The sequence below is a fragment of the Streptosporangium sp. NPDC049046 genome, from assembly GCF_040649155.1.
Taxonomy (GTDB): Bacteria; Actinomycetota; Actinomycetes; order Streptosporangiales; family Streptosporangiaceae; genus Streptosporangium.
Genome location: NZ_JBEZEZ010000012.1, coordinates 172,419 through 188,604, shown reverse-complemented (window position 1 = coordinate 188,604; position 16,186 = coordinate 172,419). Strand labels below are relative to the sequence as shown.

The 16,186-nt window shown below is 70.7% G+C and carries 13 protein-coding genes; 2 read left to right on the top strand and 11 right to left on the bottom strand.

Annotation, left to right across the window (positions count from 1 at the left end):
• Positions 1 to 90: 90 nt before the first annotated feature.
• The gene (locus AB0B96_RS19385) at positions 91 to 1,083 is read right to left on the bottom strand and encodes an ATP-binding cassette domain-containing protein (RefSeq protein WP_362900463.1); all 993 of its coding nucleotides are present in this window, start codon (positions 1,081 to 1,083) and stop codon (positions 91 to 93) included.
• Positions 1,084 to 1,497: 414 nt separating this feature from the next.
• The gene (gene fxlM, locus AB0B96_RS19380) at positions 1,498 to 2,670 is read right to left on the bottom strand and encodes a methyltransferase, FxLD system (protein WP_362900337.1); all 1,173 of its coding nucleotides are present in this window, start codon (positions 2,668 to 2,670) and stop codon (positions 1,498 to 1,500) included.
• Between the two features lie 211 nt (positions 2,671 to 2,881).
• Between fxlM and AB0B96_RS19375 the strand changes: the two genes are divergently transcribed.
• Positions 2,882 to 3,337, top strand: coding sequence for a hypothetical protein (locus AB0B96_RS19375; protein WP_350946623.1), 456 nt, complete (start codon positions 2,882 to 2,884; stop codon positions 3,335 to 3,337).
• A gap of 154 nt (positions 3,338 to 3,491) precedes the next feature.
• On the opposite strand, the gene AB0B96_RS19370 is transcribed toward AB0B96_RS19375, so the two are convergent.
• The 9 genes from AB0B96_RS19370 to AB0B96_RS19330 form a co-directional block, all read right to left on the bottom strand.
• Entirely contained in the window at positions 3,492 to 3,938 is a 447-nt protein-coding gene (locus tag AB0B96_RS19370) for a VOC family protein (protein ID WP_350946624.1), read from the bottom strand.
• The gene (locus tag AB0B96_RS19365; RefSeq protein WP_362900334.1) at positions 3,929 to 4,921 is read right to left on the bottom strand and encodes an NAD-dependent epimerase/dehydratase family protein; all 993 of its coding nucleotides are present in this window, start codon (positions 4,919 to 4,921) and stop codon (positions 3,929 to 3,931) included. Before AB0B96_RS19365 ends, AB0B96_RS19370 begins: the two co-directional genes overlap by 10 nt.
• Before the next feature lie 67 nt (positions 4,922 to 4,988).
• On the bottom strand, positions 4,989 to 7,238 hold the full coding sequence (locus AB0B96_RS19360) for a bifunctional SulP family inorganic anion transporter/carbonic anhydrase (protein WP_362900332.1): 2,250 nt from the start codon (positions 7,236 to 7,238) through the stop codon (positions 4,989 to 4,991).
• A 72-nt stretch (positions 7,239 to 7,310) separates the two neighbouring features.
• Positions 7,311 to 8,939 (bottom strand): hypothetical protein, encoded by a 1,629-nt coding sequence (locus tag AB0B96_RS19355; protein ID WP_362900330.1) that lies wholly within the window; start codon positions 8,937 to 8,939, stop codon positions 7,311 to 7,313.
• Positions 8,940 to 9,122: 183 nt separating this feature from the next.
• Entirely contained in the window at positions 9,123 to 9,677 is a 555-nt protein-coding gene (locus tag AB0B96_RS19350; protein WP_350946628.1) for a YbhB/YbcL family Raf kinase inhibitor-like protein, read from the bottom strand.
• Between the two features lie 210 nt (positions 9,678 to 9,887).
• Positions 9,888 to 10,121, bottom strand: coding sequence for a hypothetical protein (locus tag AB0B96_RS19345; protein ID WP_362900328.1), 234 nt, complete (start codon positions 10,119 to 10,121; stop codon positions 9,888 to 9,890).
• Position 10,122: 1 nt separating this feature from the next.
• Positions 10,123 to 13,377 (bottom strand): DEAD/DEAH box helicase, encoded by a 3,255-nt coding sequence (locus tag AB0B96_RS19340; RefSeq protein ID WP_362900326.1) that lies wholly within the window; start codon positions 13,375 to 13,377, stop codon positions 10,123 to 10,125.
• 85 nt (positions 13,378 to 13,462) lie between these two features.
• Positions 13,463 to 14,272: an ABC transporter permease gene (locus AB0B96_RS19335; protein ID WP_350946631.1), complete on the bottom strand. Its 810-nt coding sequence runs from the start codon at positions 14,270 to 14,272 to the stop codon at positions 13,463 to 13,465.
• The gene (locus tag AB0B96_RS19330; RefSeq protein ID WP_362900323.1) at positions 14,269 to 15,255 is read right to left on the bottom strand and encodes an ATP-binding cassette domain-containing protein; all 987 of its coding nucleotides are present in this window, start codon (positions 15,253 to 15,255) and stop codon (positions 14,269 to 14,271) included. The genes AB0B96_RS19335 and AB0B96_RS19330 overlap by 4 nt, the downstream gene beginning before the upstream one ends.
• 177 nt (positions 15,256 to 15,432) lie before the next feature.
• Here AB0B96_RS19330 and AB0B96_RS19325 point away from each other — a divergent pair, with 177 nt between their 5' ends.
• Entirely contained in the window at positions 15,433 to 16,032 is a 600-nt protein-coding gene (locus AB0B96_RS19325) for a PH domain-containing protein (RefSeq protein WP_362900321.1), read from the top strand.
• The last annotated feature ends 154 nt before the right edge of the window (positions 16,033 to 16,186 follow it).

Genomic DNA, 16,186 nt, shown 5'->3' with positions numbered 1-16,186 from the left:
CCGGTCGGTGTGAGGGGTTGTGCGGGCAGGGATGTGCGGGTCACGGTCATTGGGCGTGGCCGGTCGGTGTGAGGGGCGCGGTGCCATGGGTCAGGCGTCGTGCGGGCCGGCCGAGTCTGAGCGAGGGCTCTCGTCGCTCTCGCGCAGGCTGCGGCCGGTCAGCGCGAGGAACACGTCGTCCAGGGTGGGCCGGGCGGTCTCGGCGGTGGCGACCTTCACCCCCGATGCCTCCAGGTGGCGCAGATACTCCGGCAGCGCCGCGCCCGCGTGGGGGACCCGCAGCCGCACCGTCCTGCCTGCGACGGTGACCGCGTCCGATCCCGCGATCCGCGCGGCGACCTCGGCGGCCCTCGCCGCCTGTGGCTCGTCGTGGACGGTGACCGTGACGCGGTCACCGGCCAGATCGCCCTTCAGCCGATCGGCGGTTCCGTCGGCGATGATCCGGCCGTGGTCGATGATCACCACCCGTTCGGCCATGGTGTCGGCCTCCTCCAGGTAGTGGGTGGTGAGGAAGAGGGTCGTGCCGTGCAGCTCACGCAGCCGCAGGATGTGCTCCCAGATGTGGGCGCGGCTCTGCGGGTCGAGGCCGGTCGAGGGCTCGTCCAGGAAGAGCAGGCCGGGCCGGTGGATGAGCCCCAGGGCGATGTCGAGGCGGCGGCGCTGGCCGCCCGAGAGGGTGCCGGGTTTGCGGGTGGCCAGGGACTCCAGGTCCAGCAGGCCGAGGACCTCGTCGGCCCGCCGGTGCGCCTCGGACCGGCGAAGGCCGTAGCAGCGCGCCTGGGTCACCAGCTCGTCGCGGACCCGGAAGTTCTCCCCCGAGCCGTTCTTCTGGCCGACGTACCCGATGCGGGCGCGGACCCCCGCCGGATCCGACACGACGTCGCGGCCCGCGACGATCGCGGTTCCCGACGTCGGCGGGAGCAGGGAGGTCAGCATGCGCAGGCTGGTGGACTTGCCCGCGCCGTTCGGACCGAGGAAGGCCACCAACTGGCCCTCCTCCACATCGATGTCGAGGCCGCGCACGGCGTCGACGACTCCTTTCCCGACCTTGAATCGCCGGGTCAGCCCTCGGGCATGGATCATCGTCCCCTCCTCGGGGTGGGCGGTCGGTGGCATGCCGAAGAAACCCCTGGTCGGGGGCCCGGCTGGAAGATGACTCATCCTTACCCATGCGATCGGGGCTAGGCAAACGTGAAAGGTACATTCACATTTGCTCTGACCTGCGGAAACGCGGGCTCACTCGACCGGTGGGAATCTTCTCTCCGAAACTCCTCGGAATAAGGACCCATGGGCTGGCCTGGGCTTTTTCCCCATCGGGCCGGGGCGATGGGAAACGGTGTGATTTTTTTCTTTCCGCCGGAGATTCCGGGACCCGGTGCCGCCCTCCGGGCCGCTTGAACGCGAGAGAGCCCTGGGCGCCGGATCGGTGCCCAGGGCTCGGTGGTCAGGTCTCCGCGCGGTCGTGGGCCGTCGGCCGGGGTCCGCGGGAGGCGAAGGTCAGGAGTCCTGCCACGACAGGGCCAGGGTGGTGTGGCGCTTGCGCAGAACCAGTACGCCGGGCGGAGGGGCGCCCCGGTAGGCGTCGATGTGGAGCCCTGTCGTCATGGGCCGGTCCGCCATGTCCCACGCCTGGATGTGGGCGACCATCTCACGCGCCAGCCGCACCCTGTCGGGCCCGTGGCCGCGCGCGATCAGGGTTCCGTCCGGTGACGGCTCCAGCAGACAGAGATTGTCGCCCTCGACGATGCCGACGGCCATCCTGAACCCCGTCGTGTCGAGCGGGGGCGAGGCCAGCCACCCGGGCCGAGCCTCCGAGATCGTGCACCAGCGGGGCTCGTGCACCGCGAGCCACAGACTCAACCCGTCGAGGAGCTGGGGGAGGCTGACGCTGATCTCGGTGGACAGCTCGACCACCGGCCCGTCGAGCGCCCCCAGCACGTCACCGATCTCGCCCGCCTCGGGCAGTGAGATCATCAGGTCGGACTCCCGGTCCAATACCAGGGTCGTCTCGGGGCCCGCGAAGGGGCCGCGCATCCGCATGAACCCGCAGGGCAGCACCGAGCGGCTCGTCCAGTGTCCGTTGTCTCGTTCCATCGCCACCGAGCGCTGCACCCCGCGCAGGTCCAGTGGAACGACGAGGCGTCCGCCGGGCGCGAGCTGCTCCAGCCAGGCCGGGGCGAGGTCCCACACGCCCACGGTGGCGATCACCCGGTCGTAGGGCGCCCCCGGTGCGAACCCCTCGGATCCGTCGCCGCACACGAGTCTCACCTCGGGGTGTCCCGCGGCCGACAGGTGCTCCCCGGCGAGCGCCACCAGGTCGGGGTCGATGTCGACGCTCACCACCTCTCCCTCGGGCCCCACCAGGTGGGCGAGCAGGGCGGCGTTGTATCCCGTCCCGGTCCCGATCTCCAGCACCCGCTGTCCCGGCTCCACCCCGAGTTGGTCCAGCATCAGAGCCATGATCGCCGGCTGGGAGGAGGAGCTGATCGGAAGGCCGTCCGCGTCGCGCTTGGTCACGATCGCGTCGTCCTGGTAGACGGCCTGAGCGGGAAGCTCGGGCAGGAAAACGTGTCGTGGCACCGCCAGAAACGCGTCGGCCACGGCCTGGCTGATCCCGCGGGTGCGTACTCGCGAGACCATTTCCTCCCGTAACGCGTGCCACCCAGTCATCGTTGACCTCCGTGCCGTATGCGTATGTGGCGGCCTGAGCCGTATGCCCCGTCAGGTGAAAAGCGTCCGTTTGTTAGATGTCGTATGAGAAAACGAAGCCTGAGGGCCGTGACGGTACCTCGCATAGGGGAGCCACGCAACGTCCACGCGGGCGGGAAATTCTGTTGCCCGACCGGCTGGGAATGTCGTGAAACGGCTTTAACATCTCAGCATGAACAGTGATTTCGACTTCCTGCACGGCACCTGGGACATAGACAACCGCAGGCTCCTCAAGCCGCTGAGCGGGGACGACGAGTGGGAGGAGTTCCCCAGCGTCGCCGTCTGCCACGGCTTTTTCGACGGCGCGGGCGTTTTCGACGAGATCACCTTCCCCACGAAGGGCTTCAAAGGGGCGTCGATACGAACCTTTGACGTCGAACGCGAACTTTGGGCGATTTACTGGGTCAACAGTGAGACCGGCGTCCTCCACAATCCCGTCTTCGGCCGGTTCACCGACGGGAAGGGCGTGTTCTCCGGCGACGAAACCTACGAGGGCACACCCGTCCGGATGCGATACACCTGGTCGGAGATCACGCCGACCTCGGCCCTGTGGGAGCAGGCGTTCTCCGCGGACGGAGAGAAGACCTGGGAGACCAACTGGACGATGAGGCACACCCGCCGCGCATGACACGGCACGGGTGAAGGGGTGGTGGAGGGCGGAATCGGCCGCCCTCCACCTGTGGCCCCGGAAACGTGGACCGCCGTCCGGCATTCGGGGGACGGAGCCGGACAGCCATGAATCTATGCGTCCACCAGCATGATGTATGCGTAGAAATGCACGCTTATTGCAGGCAGAACTCGTTGCCCTCCGGATCGGTCATGACGCTCCAGTATTCGCCGTTCTCCTCCGCCGTGCGGACCTCGACGGCGCCCAGAGCGACGAGCCGTCCCGCCTCCGTCTTCACGCGCTCGCGGCGCTCCTCCAGCGACGTGCCGGGTGAGCCCCCCACGTTGACGTCCAGATGGACGCGGTTCTTGGCGGTCTTCCCCTCGGGCACGCGCTGGAAGTAGAAGCGAGGCCGTCCCTCGGCCGGGTCCACGATGGCCGACCAGTTGGAGCGCCGCTCCTCGGGGATGCCCTCGGCCTCCTCCCATGCCTCCCAGCTGCCGAACCCCTCGGGGGGCGGCTGAAGACGGTAACCGAGGGCCTCGGCCCAGAAGGCGGCGAGCGACGGCGGGTCGTTGGCGTCGAAAGTGATCTGGATCTCCATGGGGATCCCTATGCCCATTCGGCGAGAATCCTGGCCTCCTTCTCGGGATCGATGCCGTGGTTGCGGAACGAGCGCTCCGCGGGAGGGACGTCGCGGAGCCACGCCCAGGTGTCGCGGACGGTCTCGGCGACGGGGCGGCAGGTCAACCCGGCCGCGATGGCCTTCGCCGACGACGGCAGCCAGACCGCGGCGAAGTCGGCCCCGGCCGGCACCCAAACCGGGAACTCGCTCCACGGCGCCACCTCGCGGTCGAGCAGGAACCGGTCGTCGACCCAGACGAACTCGGCGTCCGAGCCGGTCGCCGCCCGGCACTCGGCCAGCCAGCCGCCGTAGGTGATGTTGCCCCGCACCCCGGAGGCGAGGAAGCGGTCGGCCTTGCCGGCCTCGGTGCGGTCGAGGACGAACGCGGCGAGGTCACGGACGTCGATGAGCTGCATCGCGCGGTCCGGGTCGCCGGGCGCGAGCACCCGCCCGCCCCGGGAGATCCGGTCCAGCCACCAGGGCAGGCGGCCCACGTCCTCGTACGGGCCGAGGATGAGACCCGGCTGGACGATGAGCGCCTCGCCCTCGAAACCCTCCTCCACCGCCCGCTCGCACCCCGCCTTGAGCGTGCCGTAGTCGCCGTCCTGCGGGCCGGCGTCCGGGGCGCACTCGTATCGGGGCGAGCTCTCGTCGCACTCCCGCACCGGGAAGTCGGCGATCGCCGAGATGCTGGAGATGTACGTGTAGACGCCCGCGTGGCCGTTGAGCCTGCGCACCGACTCACCGACCACCCTCGGGACCCTGCCCATGACGTCGACGACGGCGTCCCACTCCCGGCCCTCCACCAGGCGGTCCAGGTCTTCCGGCACCTCGCGGTCGCCCCTCACCGCCTCCACGCCCGGCAGGTCCACCCCGCTGCGCCCCCGGTTGAACGTCGTGACCTCGTGCCCGCGCCGCAGCGCCTCTTGAGTGATGGCCCGGCCGAGGAAGACCGAGCCACCGATGATCAGGATTCTCATGCGCCCCATCCTGGGCGCCCGGCAGGTGCGCGGCTACCGGCGTTCACCCCCGGCGCAAGCCGTCCGCTCAGAGCAGACGGCTCGCGATCGGGGGGTGCTCCAGCAGGTGCACCCGGGCGGTGCCGATGTCGAAGTACAGGCCGACCAGTTCCAGGTGCCCGGCGCGGAACAGCCGGTCCACCTGCGGGTAGGTCCGCAGGTTCTCCAACTGCTGGATCACGTTGACCCGGCAGAGACGGTCCAGCGGTCCGTCGTCCTCACCGGCGCTCTCACCCGCGATGAACCGCGCCAGCGTGTGGTTGCCGTGGCGCAGCCAGCGGCCGAGCGCGGGCAGATCCGCCGCCTTCTCGCCGCCGCTGAGCATCGTGGCCATCGCCCCGCAGCCCGAGTGCCCGCAGACCGTGATGGTGCGGACGTTGAGCGCGTTCGTCGCGTACTCGATCGTCGCCGCCACCGAGTCGTCCGCCGGTACCGACCCCAGCCGGGGCACCAGGTTGCCGATGTTGCGGACGGTGAACAGGTCGCCGGGGCCACTGGCGGTGATCAGGTTCGGCACGATGCGGGAGTCGGCGCAGGTGATGAAGAGATGCGAGGGCTCCTGCCCGCGGGCCATGTCGTGCAGAAGAGGGCGGACCAGCGGTGCCGTACGCCGGTGGAACTCCCGCGCCCCGGCGAGCAGATTGGGCACGGCGGGACTGTCGCCGCGGGGCGCCTGCCGGGCGGCGGCCTGCGGCCCGCGGCCCGTCCCCTGCCCGTTACGCCGGTGCGACCAGGGCAACCACCACCGGTCGGGGGCGCGCGGCGGGGTCTTGGCCGGGAACACCCTGGCCCCGCTGGCCGCCATGGCGTACCACTCGTCATGGATCTCGTCGATGTCCACGGTCCCGCCGCCGCGCTCGTGCTCGTTCCGCCAGTTGTGAATGGCCTCGAAGGCCGCGTTGTCCATGAAGTCGATGTTCAGATCGAGGTCGACCGCGGTCCCCGCGGGGATGGCACGCAACTCCGAGGTGAGCGTGGGCACCCCCAGGAAGGTGAGGGAGCCGCCGATCACCACGTGCCAGCGGCCGTCCGGCTCGGCCGTCGCCCGCACGGTCACCCGGGTGAGGCGGCGCAACGCGAACAGTGCGGCGAGGCCGAAACCGACCAGCACGCCCTCGGCGAGGCCGAGCAACACCACCCCGGCCATCGTGACGACGTACACCGGAACCTCGCTGTGGCCGCGCAGGTTGCGCAGATGCCCCATGTTGACCATCTGCACACCGATGAAGACCAGCAGCGCGGCCAGCGCCTCCATCGGGATCAGCGCGATCATCCATCCCAGCCCGACCGCGAACAACAGGATCCAGAACCCGTGCATGATCGTGGACCAGCGGCTTCGGGCACCGGCACGGACGTTGGTGGTGCTGCGGACGATGACCCCGGCCACGGGCAGTCCGCCCAGCGCGCCGGTCACCATGTTGGCCACGCCCTGGCCGGTGAGCTCCCTGTCGAGGTCGGAGCGCCTGCCGTCGTGCAGTTTGTCGACCGCCACCGAGCAGAGCAGCGACTCCACCCCGGCCAGCAGGGCCACGAGCAGCACCGCCCCGATGATCCCGTGCCAGTCGCCCTTGGGCCAGACGGGTCCGGCCCAGGCGTCCAGGCCGGCCGACAGATCGATCCTGGTGACCTCCCAGCCGAGCGCCCAGGCGGTCACCGAGGAGGCGAGCAGGGCCGCCAGCGGCGCGGGGATGGTCCGCAACTGCTGCGGCAGGCGCGTCCAGGCGATCAGGACCGCGATGGTGAGCAGGCCGACGAAGACGGCGTGCGTGTGGTTGTGGATGATCTGCTGGGGCAGCTCGATCAGGTTCTCGATCGCGGAGCGCTGCGGGCTCCCGCCGAGCACCACGTGCAACTGGGCGAGGGCGATCACCACCCCCACCCCCGCCAGCATGCCGTGGACCACGGCGGGGGAGACCGCGAGCGCGGAACGGGCGACCCGGCAGAGACCCAGCAGTAGTTGCAGAACGCCCGCGAGTAAAGTGATCATGCAGGTGGCCCGCCAGCCGTACGTCACCACAAGATCGGCGACCACCAGGGAGAGCCCTGCCGCGGGCCCGCTCACCTGCACGACGGAACCGCCCAGGAAACCCGCCACCACGCCGCCCACCACGCCGGCGACGAGGCCCGCCGCCAGTGGCGCTCCCGAGGCGACCGCGATGCCCAGTGAGAGGGGCAGGGCCACCAGGAAGACCACCAGGGAGGCGGGCAGATCATGCCTCAGTACGGCGCCAAGGCCACTCTTTGTCAGAACACCGTCGCTCTTCGTGTCCGTCTCCATGGGGCAGACCTTACGGTGCTGCCCCGCGACACCTGGGTGTTTACCCGAGGCCTTTACGGAGGACGGAAAGAATCAGCGGTAATAGTCGGGGAAGTCGGGCTCCTGGACCCGGTGGTGGTTGCCGCGCGAGTTCGCCCGGCCTCGTGCGTCGGTGCCGGTGGCCCCCGAGGCCGCGGCCTCGGGGGTCGGTGCCGTGCCGTAGAGCTCGCCGTAGCTCGGCCAGCTCGTCGCGTCGCTCCCGTTGGGGGTGCCGGGCTCGGGCCACGCGGCCGGGCTGGCCGGGGTGGCGGGCCGGGGCTCGTAGCCGTATCCGCCCGCCGCCCCGCCCCGCGCGTCGGCCGGACGCTCAGGGGTGGGGGAGAAGGTCTTGGAAGGACCGGTGGAGGTGGAGACCGCCGGGCTCGGGCCGGTGACCGCGTCGTCCTCGAAGGTGGCCCAGCCCGAGCTGACCTCGTACGAGCCCGCGGGCGGAGCGCCGTACACCGGTGTCTGGTACGAGGAGTAGGACGGGGCGGGGTCGTCGAGGATGTCGGCGGTGTTGGCCGCCGGCCAGCCCCCCGACGAGGGGTTGGTGGCCTGCGCCCACGCGTTGTCCGTCACGTTGTCGACGGGCTTGGGCGGCTGCGGCGGGTTGCGGTAGGAGGCGGCGAGCGGGTCGGTCGCGGCGGGGAAGCCGCCGCTGGTCGTGGGGCCCATCGGGGGCATCGGGGGAGGCGTCGGGACGCCGCCACCGGCTGGACGGCCACCGGCGGGACCGGAGCGGGCGCCGGGGGTGCCGTTTGCCGGGGAAGCCGGGGAACCGGCGCCGCCGGGCCGGGAGGCCGCGTTCGCCGTGGAACCCGCGCCACGGCGGGAGTAGGGGCCGCCGAGAGGGTCGTTCAGCGGGTCGGGCCGGGACGGGCCACCGGCCGGGGTGGACCGGGATGTGCCGCCGCCCGAGGTGGGCCGGGGCGAGCCGCCGCCCGGGGTGGACTGGGCCGCCGGCTGGGAGGCCGCCCTGCTGCCGCCGCGACGGGAACCGGACCGGGAGGAGCGGGACTCGCCGAAGGCGCCGGGGGTGGGAGCCGCGAAGGTCACGGTCTTCTGCTCGGCGAGCGAGGCGGCCGTCGGAGCCGGGTTCGGCTGGACCGGGGCGACCAGGTCGGAGAGACCCGAGGGCAGGGAGGAGGAGGCGATGGCCGGCTCGGGGGTGGGCCTGGCCGGTGCGGCCGGGGGCCGCTGCGGGGTGTTGCGGGACGGCTGGGGCCTGGTCGGCAGCGGAGCCTGCACGGTCACCGCGTCGGCATCGACCTTCTGGCCTTCCTGCTCGACGGGACGGCTCGCGCCCATCCGGGCCGCCAGGGATCCTCCGAAACCACCCTCGTCGGCCTGGAGCCGTGTCCAGTAGTCGTCGTCGTAGTCGTCCACCTGGCCGAACTCGTTCATCCCTCGCTTGCCCCGAGAGCTCGGCGGCCGCGGCTGGCGCGGCGGCTTCGGCTCGTCGAACGGGGTCAGGTCGGGGGTGAAGTGGTTCATCTTCGGTTCTCTGGTGGCGAAGTCGTCGCTGGACATGGTCTGGGTCAGCGCCTCCTTCTCCGCCATCTCCCGCAGACGCTCCGGGGGAAGGGCGCTCTCTCTGCGGTTCATCGACCGCATTCCCAGTGCCACGACGACGAGCACGAGGAGCACGACGGCGACCAGGCTTACTACGACCGCGATCATTGCACCACCCTCAAGGCCATGGCCTTACAGCGGCGCCGGTGAGGTCGCGCGGCCATCGACGCGACCTTCCCCCATGCATCACCTGCGCTTGGACATTGGATCTGATTGTGTCGGACCACTATGAGCGTTGTCACACCCTAAGTGAAGAATTGGTAACCATTACTACCTCCGGTGTTTGGCCGGTCACTCGATGTGCGCCGCGGTGAGCCGTCCCCAGGCGATCGTCTTGTCCGCGATGCTCTTCAAGGTCTCCTCGAGGAGGGCTCCCTTACGAAGCTCGACCTTGCTGGTGAGCGCGTAGACAGTGAAACGATAGTTCTCCTGGGCGTCGCACGGAGGGCTATAGCCCACCTTGCCGTTCGTCGTGCTCCCTTCGACGGCGCCCACCGGAACGCTACCCTCTGGTAACTCGTTGGTGCGCGGATCGATGTCGAAAACGACCCAGTTCACCTCGCCACCCGTCCGGGAGTTGCTGTCCACCACGATCGCGACGGACTTCGTGCCCTCCGGCACACGCGACCAGCGCAGTGGCGGGTTGCCGACCGAACCCTTGCACGAGTAGTCGGACGGCAGGGGGCCACCGTCTCTGACCTGAGGACTGGAGACGCTGATCGGCTCCAGTTGCAACCGTTCGGCGGAGGCCATGCCGCAGCCCGAGGACATGACGACGAGCGCCGTGGCCACCGCCACTCTCGGGGTGTGCCACGGGCGGCGCGTAGACGTTTTCGGCTGCCCCATGCCCGATGATGCTACGCGTGTCTGGAAGATGCGCAGACCGGATCGCGAGGTTCGGCGGCGGGAAAAAAGCCGGAAATCAGGGTAAATCGAGGGATGGAAGGGGTTGGAGTGACTTCCAAAACGAGTTTCATCGGACCGCTCGAGGGCCACGGTGACTCGTCGGCGTCCCACCGGTGGCCCATCGCTGATCCGAGGTGAGCCCTGAGGGCCTCAGTCGCCGCCCAGCTCTCGGTAGGGCTTCCTGAGCAGGTCGACCAACGGGATGTGCCGCACCTTGACCGCGGGTGGTTCAAGGGCCCGCAGCAGCAGGTCGGCGGGGGCTCCGGTGCTGTCGGGCCGGGGGCGCAGGCGGTGCAGGGAGACGGCGGGGGAGTAGAAGTCCCCGATCCGCTCCTCGAAGGTCCGCTCGCCGAACGGCCTGTCGCCGGATCCGGAGTCGTTCACGTCAGCTCACCGCCCCGGGACCGAGCAGGAACAACTCGCGCAGCTGGTCGGTGGACAGGTCGGTGATCCAGTCCTCGCCGGCGCCGACCACGCTCTGGGCGAGGGCCTTCTTGCGTTCGATCATCTCGTCGATCCGTTCTTCCAGGGTGCCGAGGCAGATGAACTTTCTGACCTGGACGTTTCTGGTCTGGCCGATCCGGAAGGCCCGGTCGGTGGCCTGGTCTTCGACGGCGGGGTTCCACCAGCGGTCGACGTGGACGACGTGGGTGGCGGCGGTGAGGTTCAGGCCGGTGCCGGCGGCCTTGAGCGAGAGCAGGAACAGCATCGGCTCGTCGTCGTTCTGGAAGCGCTCGACGAGCGCCTCGCGCCTGTTCTTGGGCAGTGCGCCGTGCAGCCACAGCACCGGCCGGTCCAGGTGGGCGGCGAGATAGGGCTGCAGCATGGCGCCGAACGCGGCGTACTGGGTGAAGACCAGGGCCTTGTCGCCCTCCTGGACGATCTCCTCGGCGAGCTCCTCCAGCCGGGCGAGCTTGCCCGACCGGCCCGCCAGCCGTGAGCCGTCCTTGAGCAGCTGGGCGGGATGGTTGCAGACCTGTTTGAGCTTCGTCATGGTCGCGAGCACGTTGCCCCGCCGCTCGATGCCCCTGGAGGCGTCGATCCTGTCCAGCATCTCGCCGGTCACCGCCCTGTACAGCTCGGCCTGCTCGTGGGTGAGCGTGCACCAGACCTTCATCTCCTGCTTGTCCGGCAGGTCGGAGATGATCGACCGGTCGGTCTTGAGACGCCGCAGCACGAACGGGCCTGTGGCCCGCTTCAGCGCCGCGGTGGCGTCGGGGTCACGCCGCGTCTCGATCGGCTCCTGGTAACGGGTCCTGAAGCGCCTGGCCGGGCCGAGCAGGCCCGGGTTGCAGAATTCCATGATCGACCAGAGCTCCGCCAGATGGTTCTCCACCGGCGTGCCGGTCAGCGCGAGCCGGGTGCGGGCCGGGATGGAGCGCACCGCCCTGGACTGCCGCGCCGAGCTGTTCTTGATCGCCTGCGCCTCGTCGCAGACCACCCGCTCCCAGCCCAGGCCCGCGAGCGCCCCCAGGTCCCGCAGCGCGGTGCCGTACGTGGTGACGACCAGGTCGGCCTCCCGCACGGCGGCGGCGAGCTCCTCGTCGCGCCTGCGCGCGCCGCCGTGGTGGACGTGGACACGCAGCGAGGGGGCGAATCTGGACGCCTCCTTCTGCCAGTTGCCGAGCAGCGACATCGGGCAGATCAGCAGCGTCGGGGCGGGCGTACCGCTCTCGCGCTCGGAGAGCAGGAGCGAGAGGGTGGAGACGGTCTTGCCGAGCCCCATGTCGTCGGCGAGGATTCCCCCCAGGCCGAGCCCGGAGAGGAAGCTCAGCCAGGACAGGCCGCGCTCCTGGTAGGGGCGGAGAGACCCGCGCAGCGCCCGTGGCGTGGGCACCGGGGTGAGGCGGCGGTCGGCCTCGCCGGAGAGAAGATCCCCCAGAAGGCCGTCGGCGTCGACCGCGATCAGCGGCAGCCTCTCGTCGCCGCCCTCCACGACCTCGCGGATCACCTCGCCGACGGTCCTCTCGCCGCCGCCGTGCTCCCCGATCACCTTCAGAGCCGCCTTGACCTGCTGGTCGTCCAGCTCCACCCAGCGGTCCTCGACCCGCACCAGGGGGATGCGGAGCCCGGCCAGCTCGGCCAGCTCCTCCGCGCCGATCGTATGGTCGCCGACGGCGACGTCCAGCCGGACGCTCACCCGCCCGCCGAGCCCGGCCCCCTCGCCCTCGCCGCCGGTGAGCGCGCGGGTGGTCAGCTTCAGGCCCAGCCCCTGGCGCCCTGCCCAGGAGGGCAGCCGTACGCCGTATCCCGCGGCCCTGAGCATGGGCGCGCCGTTGCGGAGGAACGAGAACGCCCACGCCGTCTCGACCGTGAGGGTGACCGGCTCGGGTGCGCGCAGCGCGATGTGGAGGTCGGGATGGAGACGCACGGCCCGGCCGAGATCGGCGCGGATCAGCTCCTCGGGCCGCTCGGGCAGCCACGGCGCCCGCTCGCCGGCGCGGATCCGCTCGACCGGCAGGTAGGCGTCCGGGTCGCCCACCGGTGCGAGGCCGAACTCGACCCTCCAGGAGTCGCCGTCGCCGGCGGGCTCGATCAGCCGGAAACAGACCCTGACCGGCCCGCCCAGCTCGTGTGCCGCGTCGAACCAGCCGGTCAGGGCCTTGCCGAGCGCCGCCACCTCGTCCGGCCTCGCACCGGGGAGCGAGGCGTCCTCGGCGGTCAGCGCGTACAGCCAGCGATCGGCCAGGGCGGTCTTGGGGCCGGGACGGTTGCCGAGGATGAGCCGGCCGGGCAGCGACAGCCGCGCCGCGCCGTCGACCAGGCCGTCCAGTGCCTCGGCCAGCACCTCCCTCGGAGGTCTCTCGTGGGCCACGGCCCTGCACACCGGTGGCATCGCGTCGGCGAGGCCGGGCAGCGCGGCCAGGTCGGCGCCGGTCAGCACCGGGCGCCAGCGGGCCGCGTGGACGTCCCCCTCGAAGGCGAGCTGAGGCAGAATCCGGCCGCGCCTGACCAGGCCGCGAGCGTGCTCGGCGACCACGGCGAGGTAGCGCAGGGAGAGGGCGGGCTCCCACACGGGCTCCCACGTGGGGTCCTCCGCGCCGCGTCCGCTCCCGGAGACGAGATCGGAAGGGGTGGGGCCCGGATCCGGCAGCGAGCCGAGCAGACGAAGCGCGTCGGCCGGATGGAAGAGCAGGGCGGGCACCCGCCAGGCAGAGATCCTGGGTCTCCGCGCCCGGCTCGCGAGGCCGGACTCGGGAGAGGGCAGAGGGCCCGAGGCCGAACCGGGAAGCAGGACGACGAGTTCCCCTTCGACGGCCGTGGTGTTGGTCAGGACCGTGACGGTCCCGGTGCCCGTGACGCCTGGGAGGTGTGCGGCGGCGGGGACGCCCGCGACGGCGGGGATGCCCGAGATGCCCGGGACGGCCCCCTGAGGCGCCGTCCCGCCCCCGCGGGCCCCGTCGGCACCTCGGGGAAGGGGGGCGTCCGAAACCTTGCTCAGAGTGGCATTTAGCGCCTCTCCGTAATGATCACCTGGAATTCCGCCGATTCCGCTCAGGGCCGCGGCCAACGCGGCCGTGGACGCCGCGAAGGGATGCGGGCGAAGAGCGGCGCGGGAAACGGACGTCGAGGTCTGGGCGGTGTCCTCGGCCCAGACACCCACGAGCCCGTTCACCCACGCGCCATGGACCACGAGCACCTGACCACACCCCTGGTTCTGCTGATTCCGGTTCGTCACCATGTGGCGGACGCGAACACCCCCGCGAGTCCGGCCTGCCGACAGATTAGACGTGGCTGCGGAACGCGCGGATCGCCAGAGGCGCGAAGACCAGGGCGAAACCCGCGGCCCAGAGCAGCGAGAAGAGGGTGGCCTGGCCGATGTCGCCACCGATGAGAAGACCGCGGATGGCGTCCGCCAGGTGCGTGACGGGATTGATGTCCGACCAGGTCTTCAGCCAGGACGGGAAGGTGGCGGAGGGCACCAGCGCGCTGCTGGTGAAGGTGAGCGGCATCATCGTGGAGAAGGCGATCATCTGCACCTTCTCGGGACTGGAGGCCTTCAGGCCGATCAGCACCGACATCCAGGACATGGCCAGGGCGACCACGACCAGCAGGGCGAGGGCACCCAGCAGGCCGAAGACACTGGTGGTCACCCGAAAACCCAGCACCATGCCGAAACCGATCAGCAGGGCGAACGCCCACATCTGCTTGACGGTGTCGGCGATGATGCGCCCCGACAGCGGCGCGGTGCGGGCGATGGGCAGGCTGCGCAGCCGGTCGAAGACCCCCTTGGTGATGTCGGTGTTGAGGCCGATGGCGGTGGACAGGGTGTAGAACAGGGCGTTCTGCACGAGCAGGCCGGGCAGGGCGAACTGCAGGTAGTCGCCGGTGGACCCGGAGATGGCGCCGCCGAAGACGTAGGTGAACAGCAGCAGGAACATGATGGGCTGGATGCTCAGGTCCAGCAGCTCCCACGGGTTGTGCTTGATCTGGACCAGACTGCGCCAGGCGAGCGTCATGGTCTGCTGCAGCGTGGCCAGGGGCGTGACGCGCTTGGCGGCCACCTGCGGGATGGTCGTCGTCAGCGTGGTCATGCGAAGGCCTCTTCCTTGCGCGGGCTGTCCTCGCCGTCGGGGGCACCGTCCTCGTCCGGCAGGTGGCCGGTGAGGGACAGGAACACCTCGTCCAGGCTGGACTTGCGCAGCGCGAGCTCCGAGGCGGTGACGCCCCGGTCGTCGAGGAGGCGCACGATCGCGGGGACGACGGCGGGGTCGTGAACGGCGGCGGTGGCCTTGCCCCCGCCGAGGTCGGGCATCTCACCGAGCACGTCGGCCATGATCGTGCCGACGAGCTGGAGGTGCTCGGTGAGCATGGGGCGCACCTCCAGGACCTGGGCGCCGGTGGTCGCCTTGAGCTCGTCGGAGGTGCCGGAGGCGATGACCTTGCCGTGGTCGAAGACGACGATGTCGTCGGCGAGCTGGTCGGCCTCCTCCAAATACTGGGTGGTGAGCAACACGGTCACGCCGTCGGCCATCAGGCCGCGCACCACGTTCCACAGATCGGTGCGGCTGCGCGGGTCGAGCCCGGTGGTGGGCTCGTCGAGGAAGAGCACCTGAGGACGGCCGACCAGGCTGGCGGCGAGGTCAAGGCGGCGGCGCATGCCGCCGGAGTAGGTCTTGGTGGCACGTCCTCCCGCGTCCGACAGGTCGAAACGCTTCAACAACTCGCCGGCGCGCGCCCGGGACTCGGCACGCGTCTGGCCCAGCAGGCGGCCGATCATCATCAGGTTCTCGACGCCGGTGAGCATCTCGTCGACGGCGGCGTACTGCCCCGTCAGGCCGATCAGCGAGCGCACCTGGTGGGCCTGGCGCGTCACGTCGTAGCCTCCGACGCTGGCGGTGCCCGCGTCGGGACGCAGCAACGTCGCCAGGACGCGCACCGCGGTGGTCTTGCCGGCCCCGTTGGGGCCCAGCACGCCCAGCAGACGTCCCTGCGGTACGACGAGATCCACCCCGTCGAGCGCGCGGGTCTTCCCGTAATGCTTCACCAGGCCCTCGGCCTGGATCGCGTAGGTCATCGTTCACGCCTCTCCGTAGTCACGGATCTCCAGCATGCCCTGTGCCACCGACACTTCTTCGACCTCCGGCCGGGGCGAAGGCGGTGAATCGCCCCGCCTTCGCCCCGGTGTCCGCGGGAGCCCCTTCCGTGACACGACCGGAACGCCCTTCGGGACAGGAGCGTTTAGGCTGACAGCGTGAGCGACCGAGTCGATGAGCACAGCGCGACCCTCGGGGGAAGCGAGAGGGCCGAGGCGGGCGATCCGCCGGGTGGGCGCCGCCTGGGTGTTCCCCTTCGCGCCCCCGCCAACCCGGTCTCCCGCAAGGCCATCGTTCTGTGGCTGCTGGACGGGCTGTTCTGGTCCGTGCTTCTGGTCGTGGGCTCCTTCACCCTGGCCGGGTGGATCGCCGACGACCGGTGGCCCTGGCTACCCGGCTGGGTGCTCGAGAACATCGGGTGGCTGCCGTGGCTGATGGTGTTGCTGCTGATCCCCGGCACGCTCGTCGAGCCGTTCTGGCGGTACGCCGTGCACCGCTGGGAGCTCAGCGGGGACGTCGTCTACGCCCGTTCCGGGTGGCTCAGCAGGGAGTGGGTGTTCGTCCCCGTCAGCAGGATCCAGACGGTCGACAAGGCACAGGGCTGGTTCGAGCGCATGCTGGGGCTGGCCACGGTCGAGATCCGCACCGCCTCGCACGCGGGCTCGTCCACGATCAAGGGTCTTGAGTACGGGGTCGCCGCCGAGCTGGCCGAGGGCCTCGCCCGGCGCGCCGAGGAGCTCAGGGACGACGCGACGTGACCGGCTCCTCCCCCGATTCCCCCGATCGTCCACCGGCAGGGCGTACGCCCGGCGAGCGCCCACCGGCCGGATCCGGTCCGCGGACCGGGCCGGCCGGTCCAGAGGCGGGCGCGTGGGTCGCGCCCGACGGAGGCGGGCCGGACGCGCCGCATTC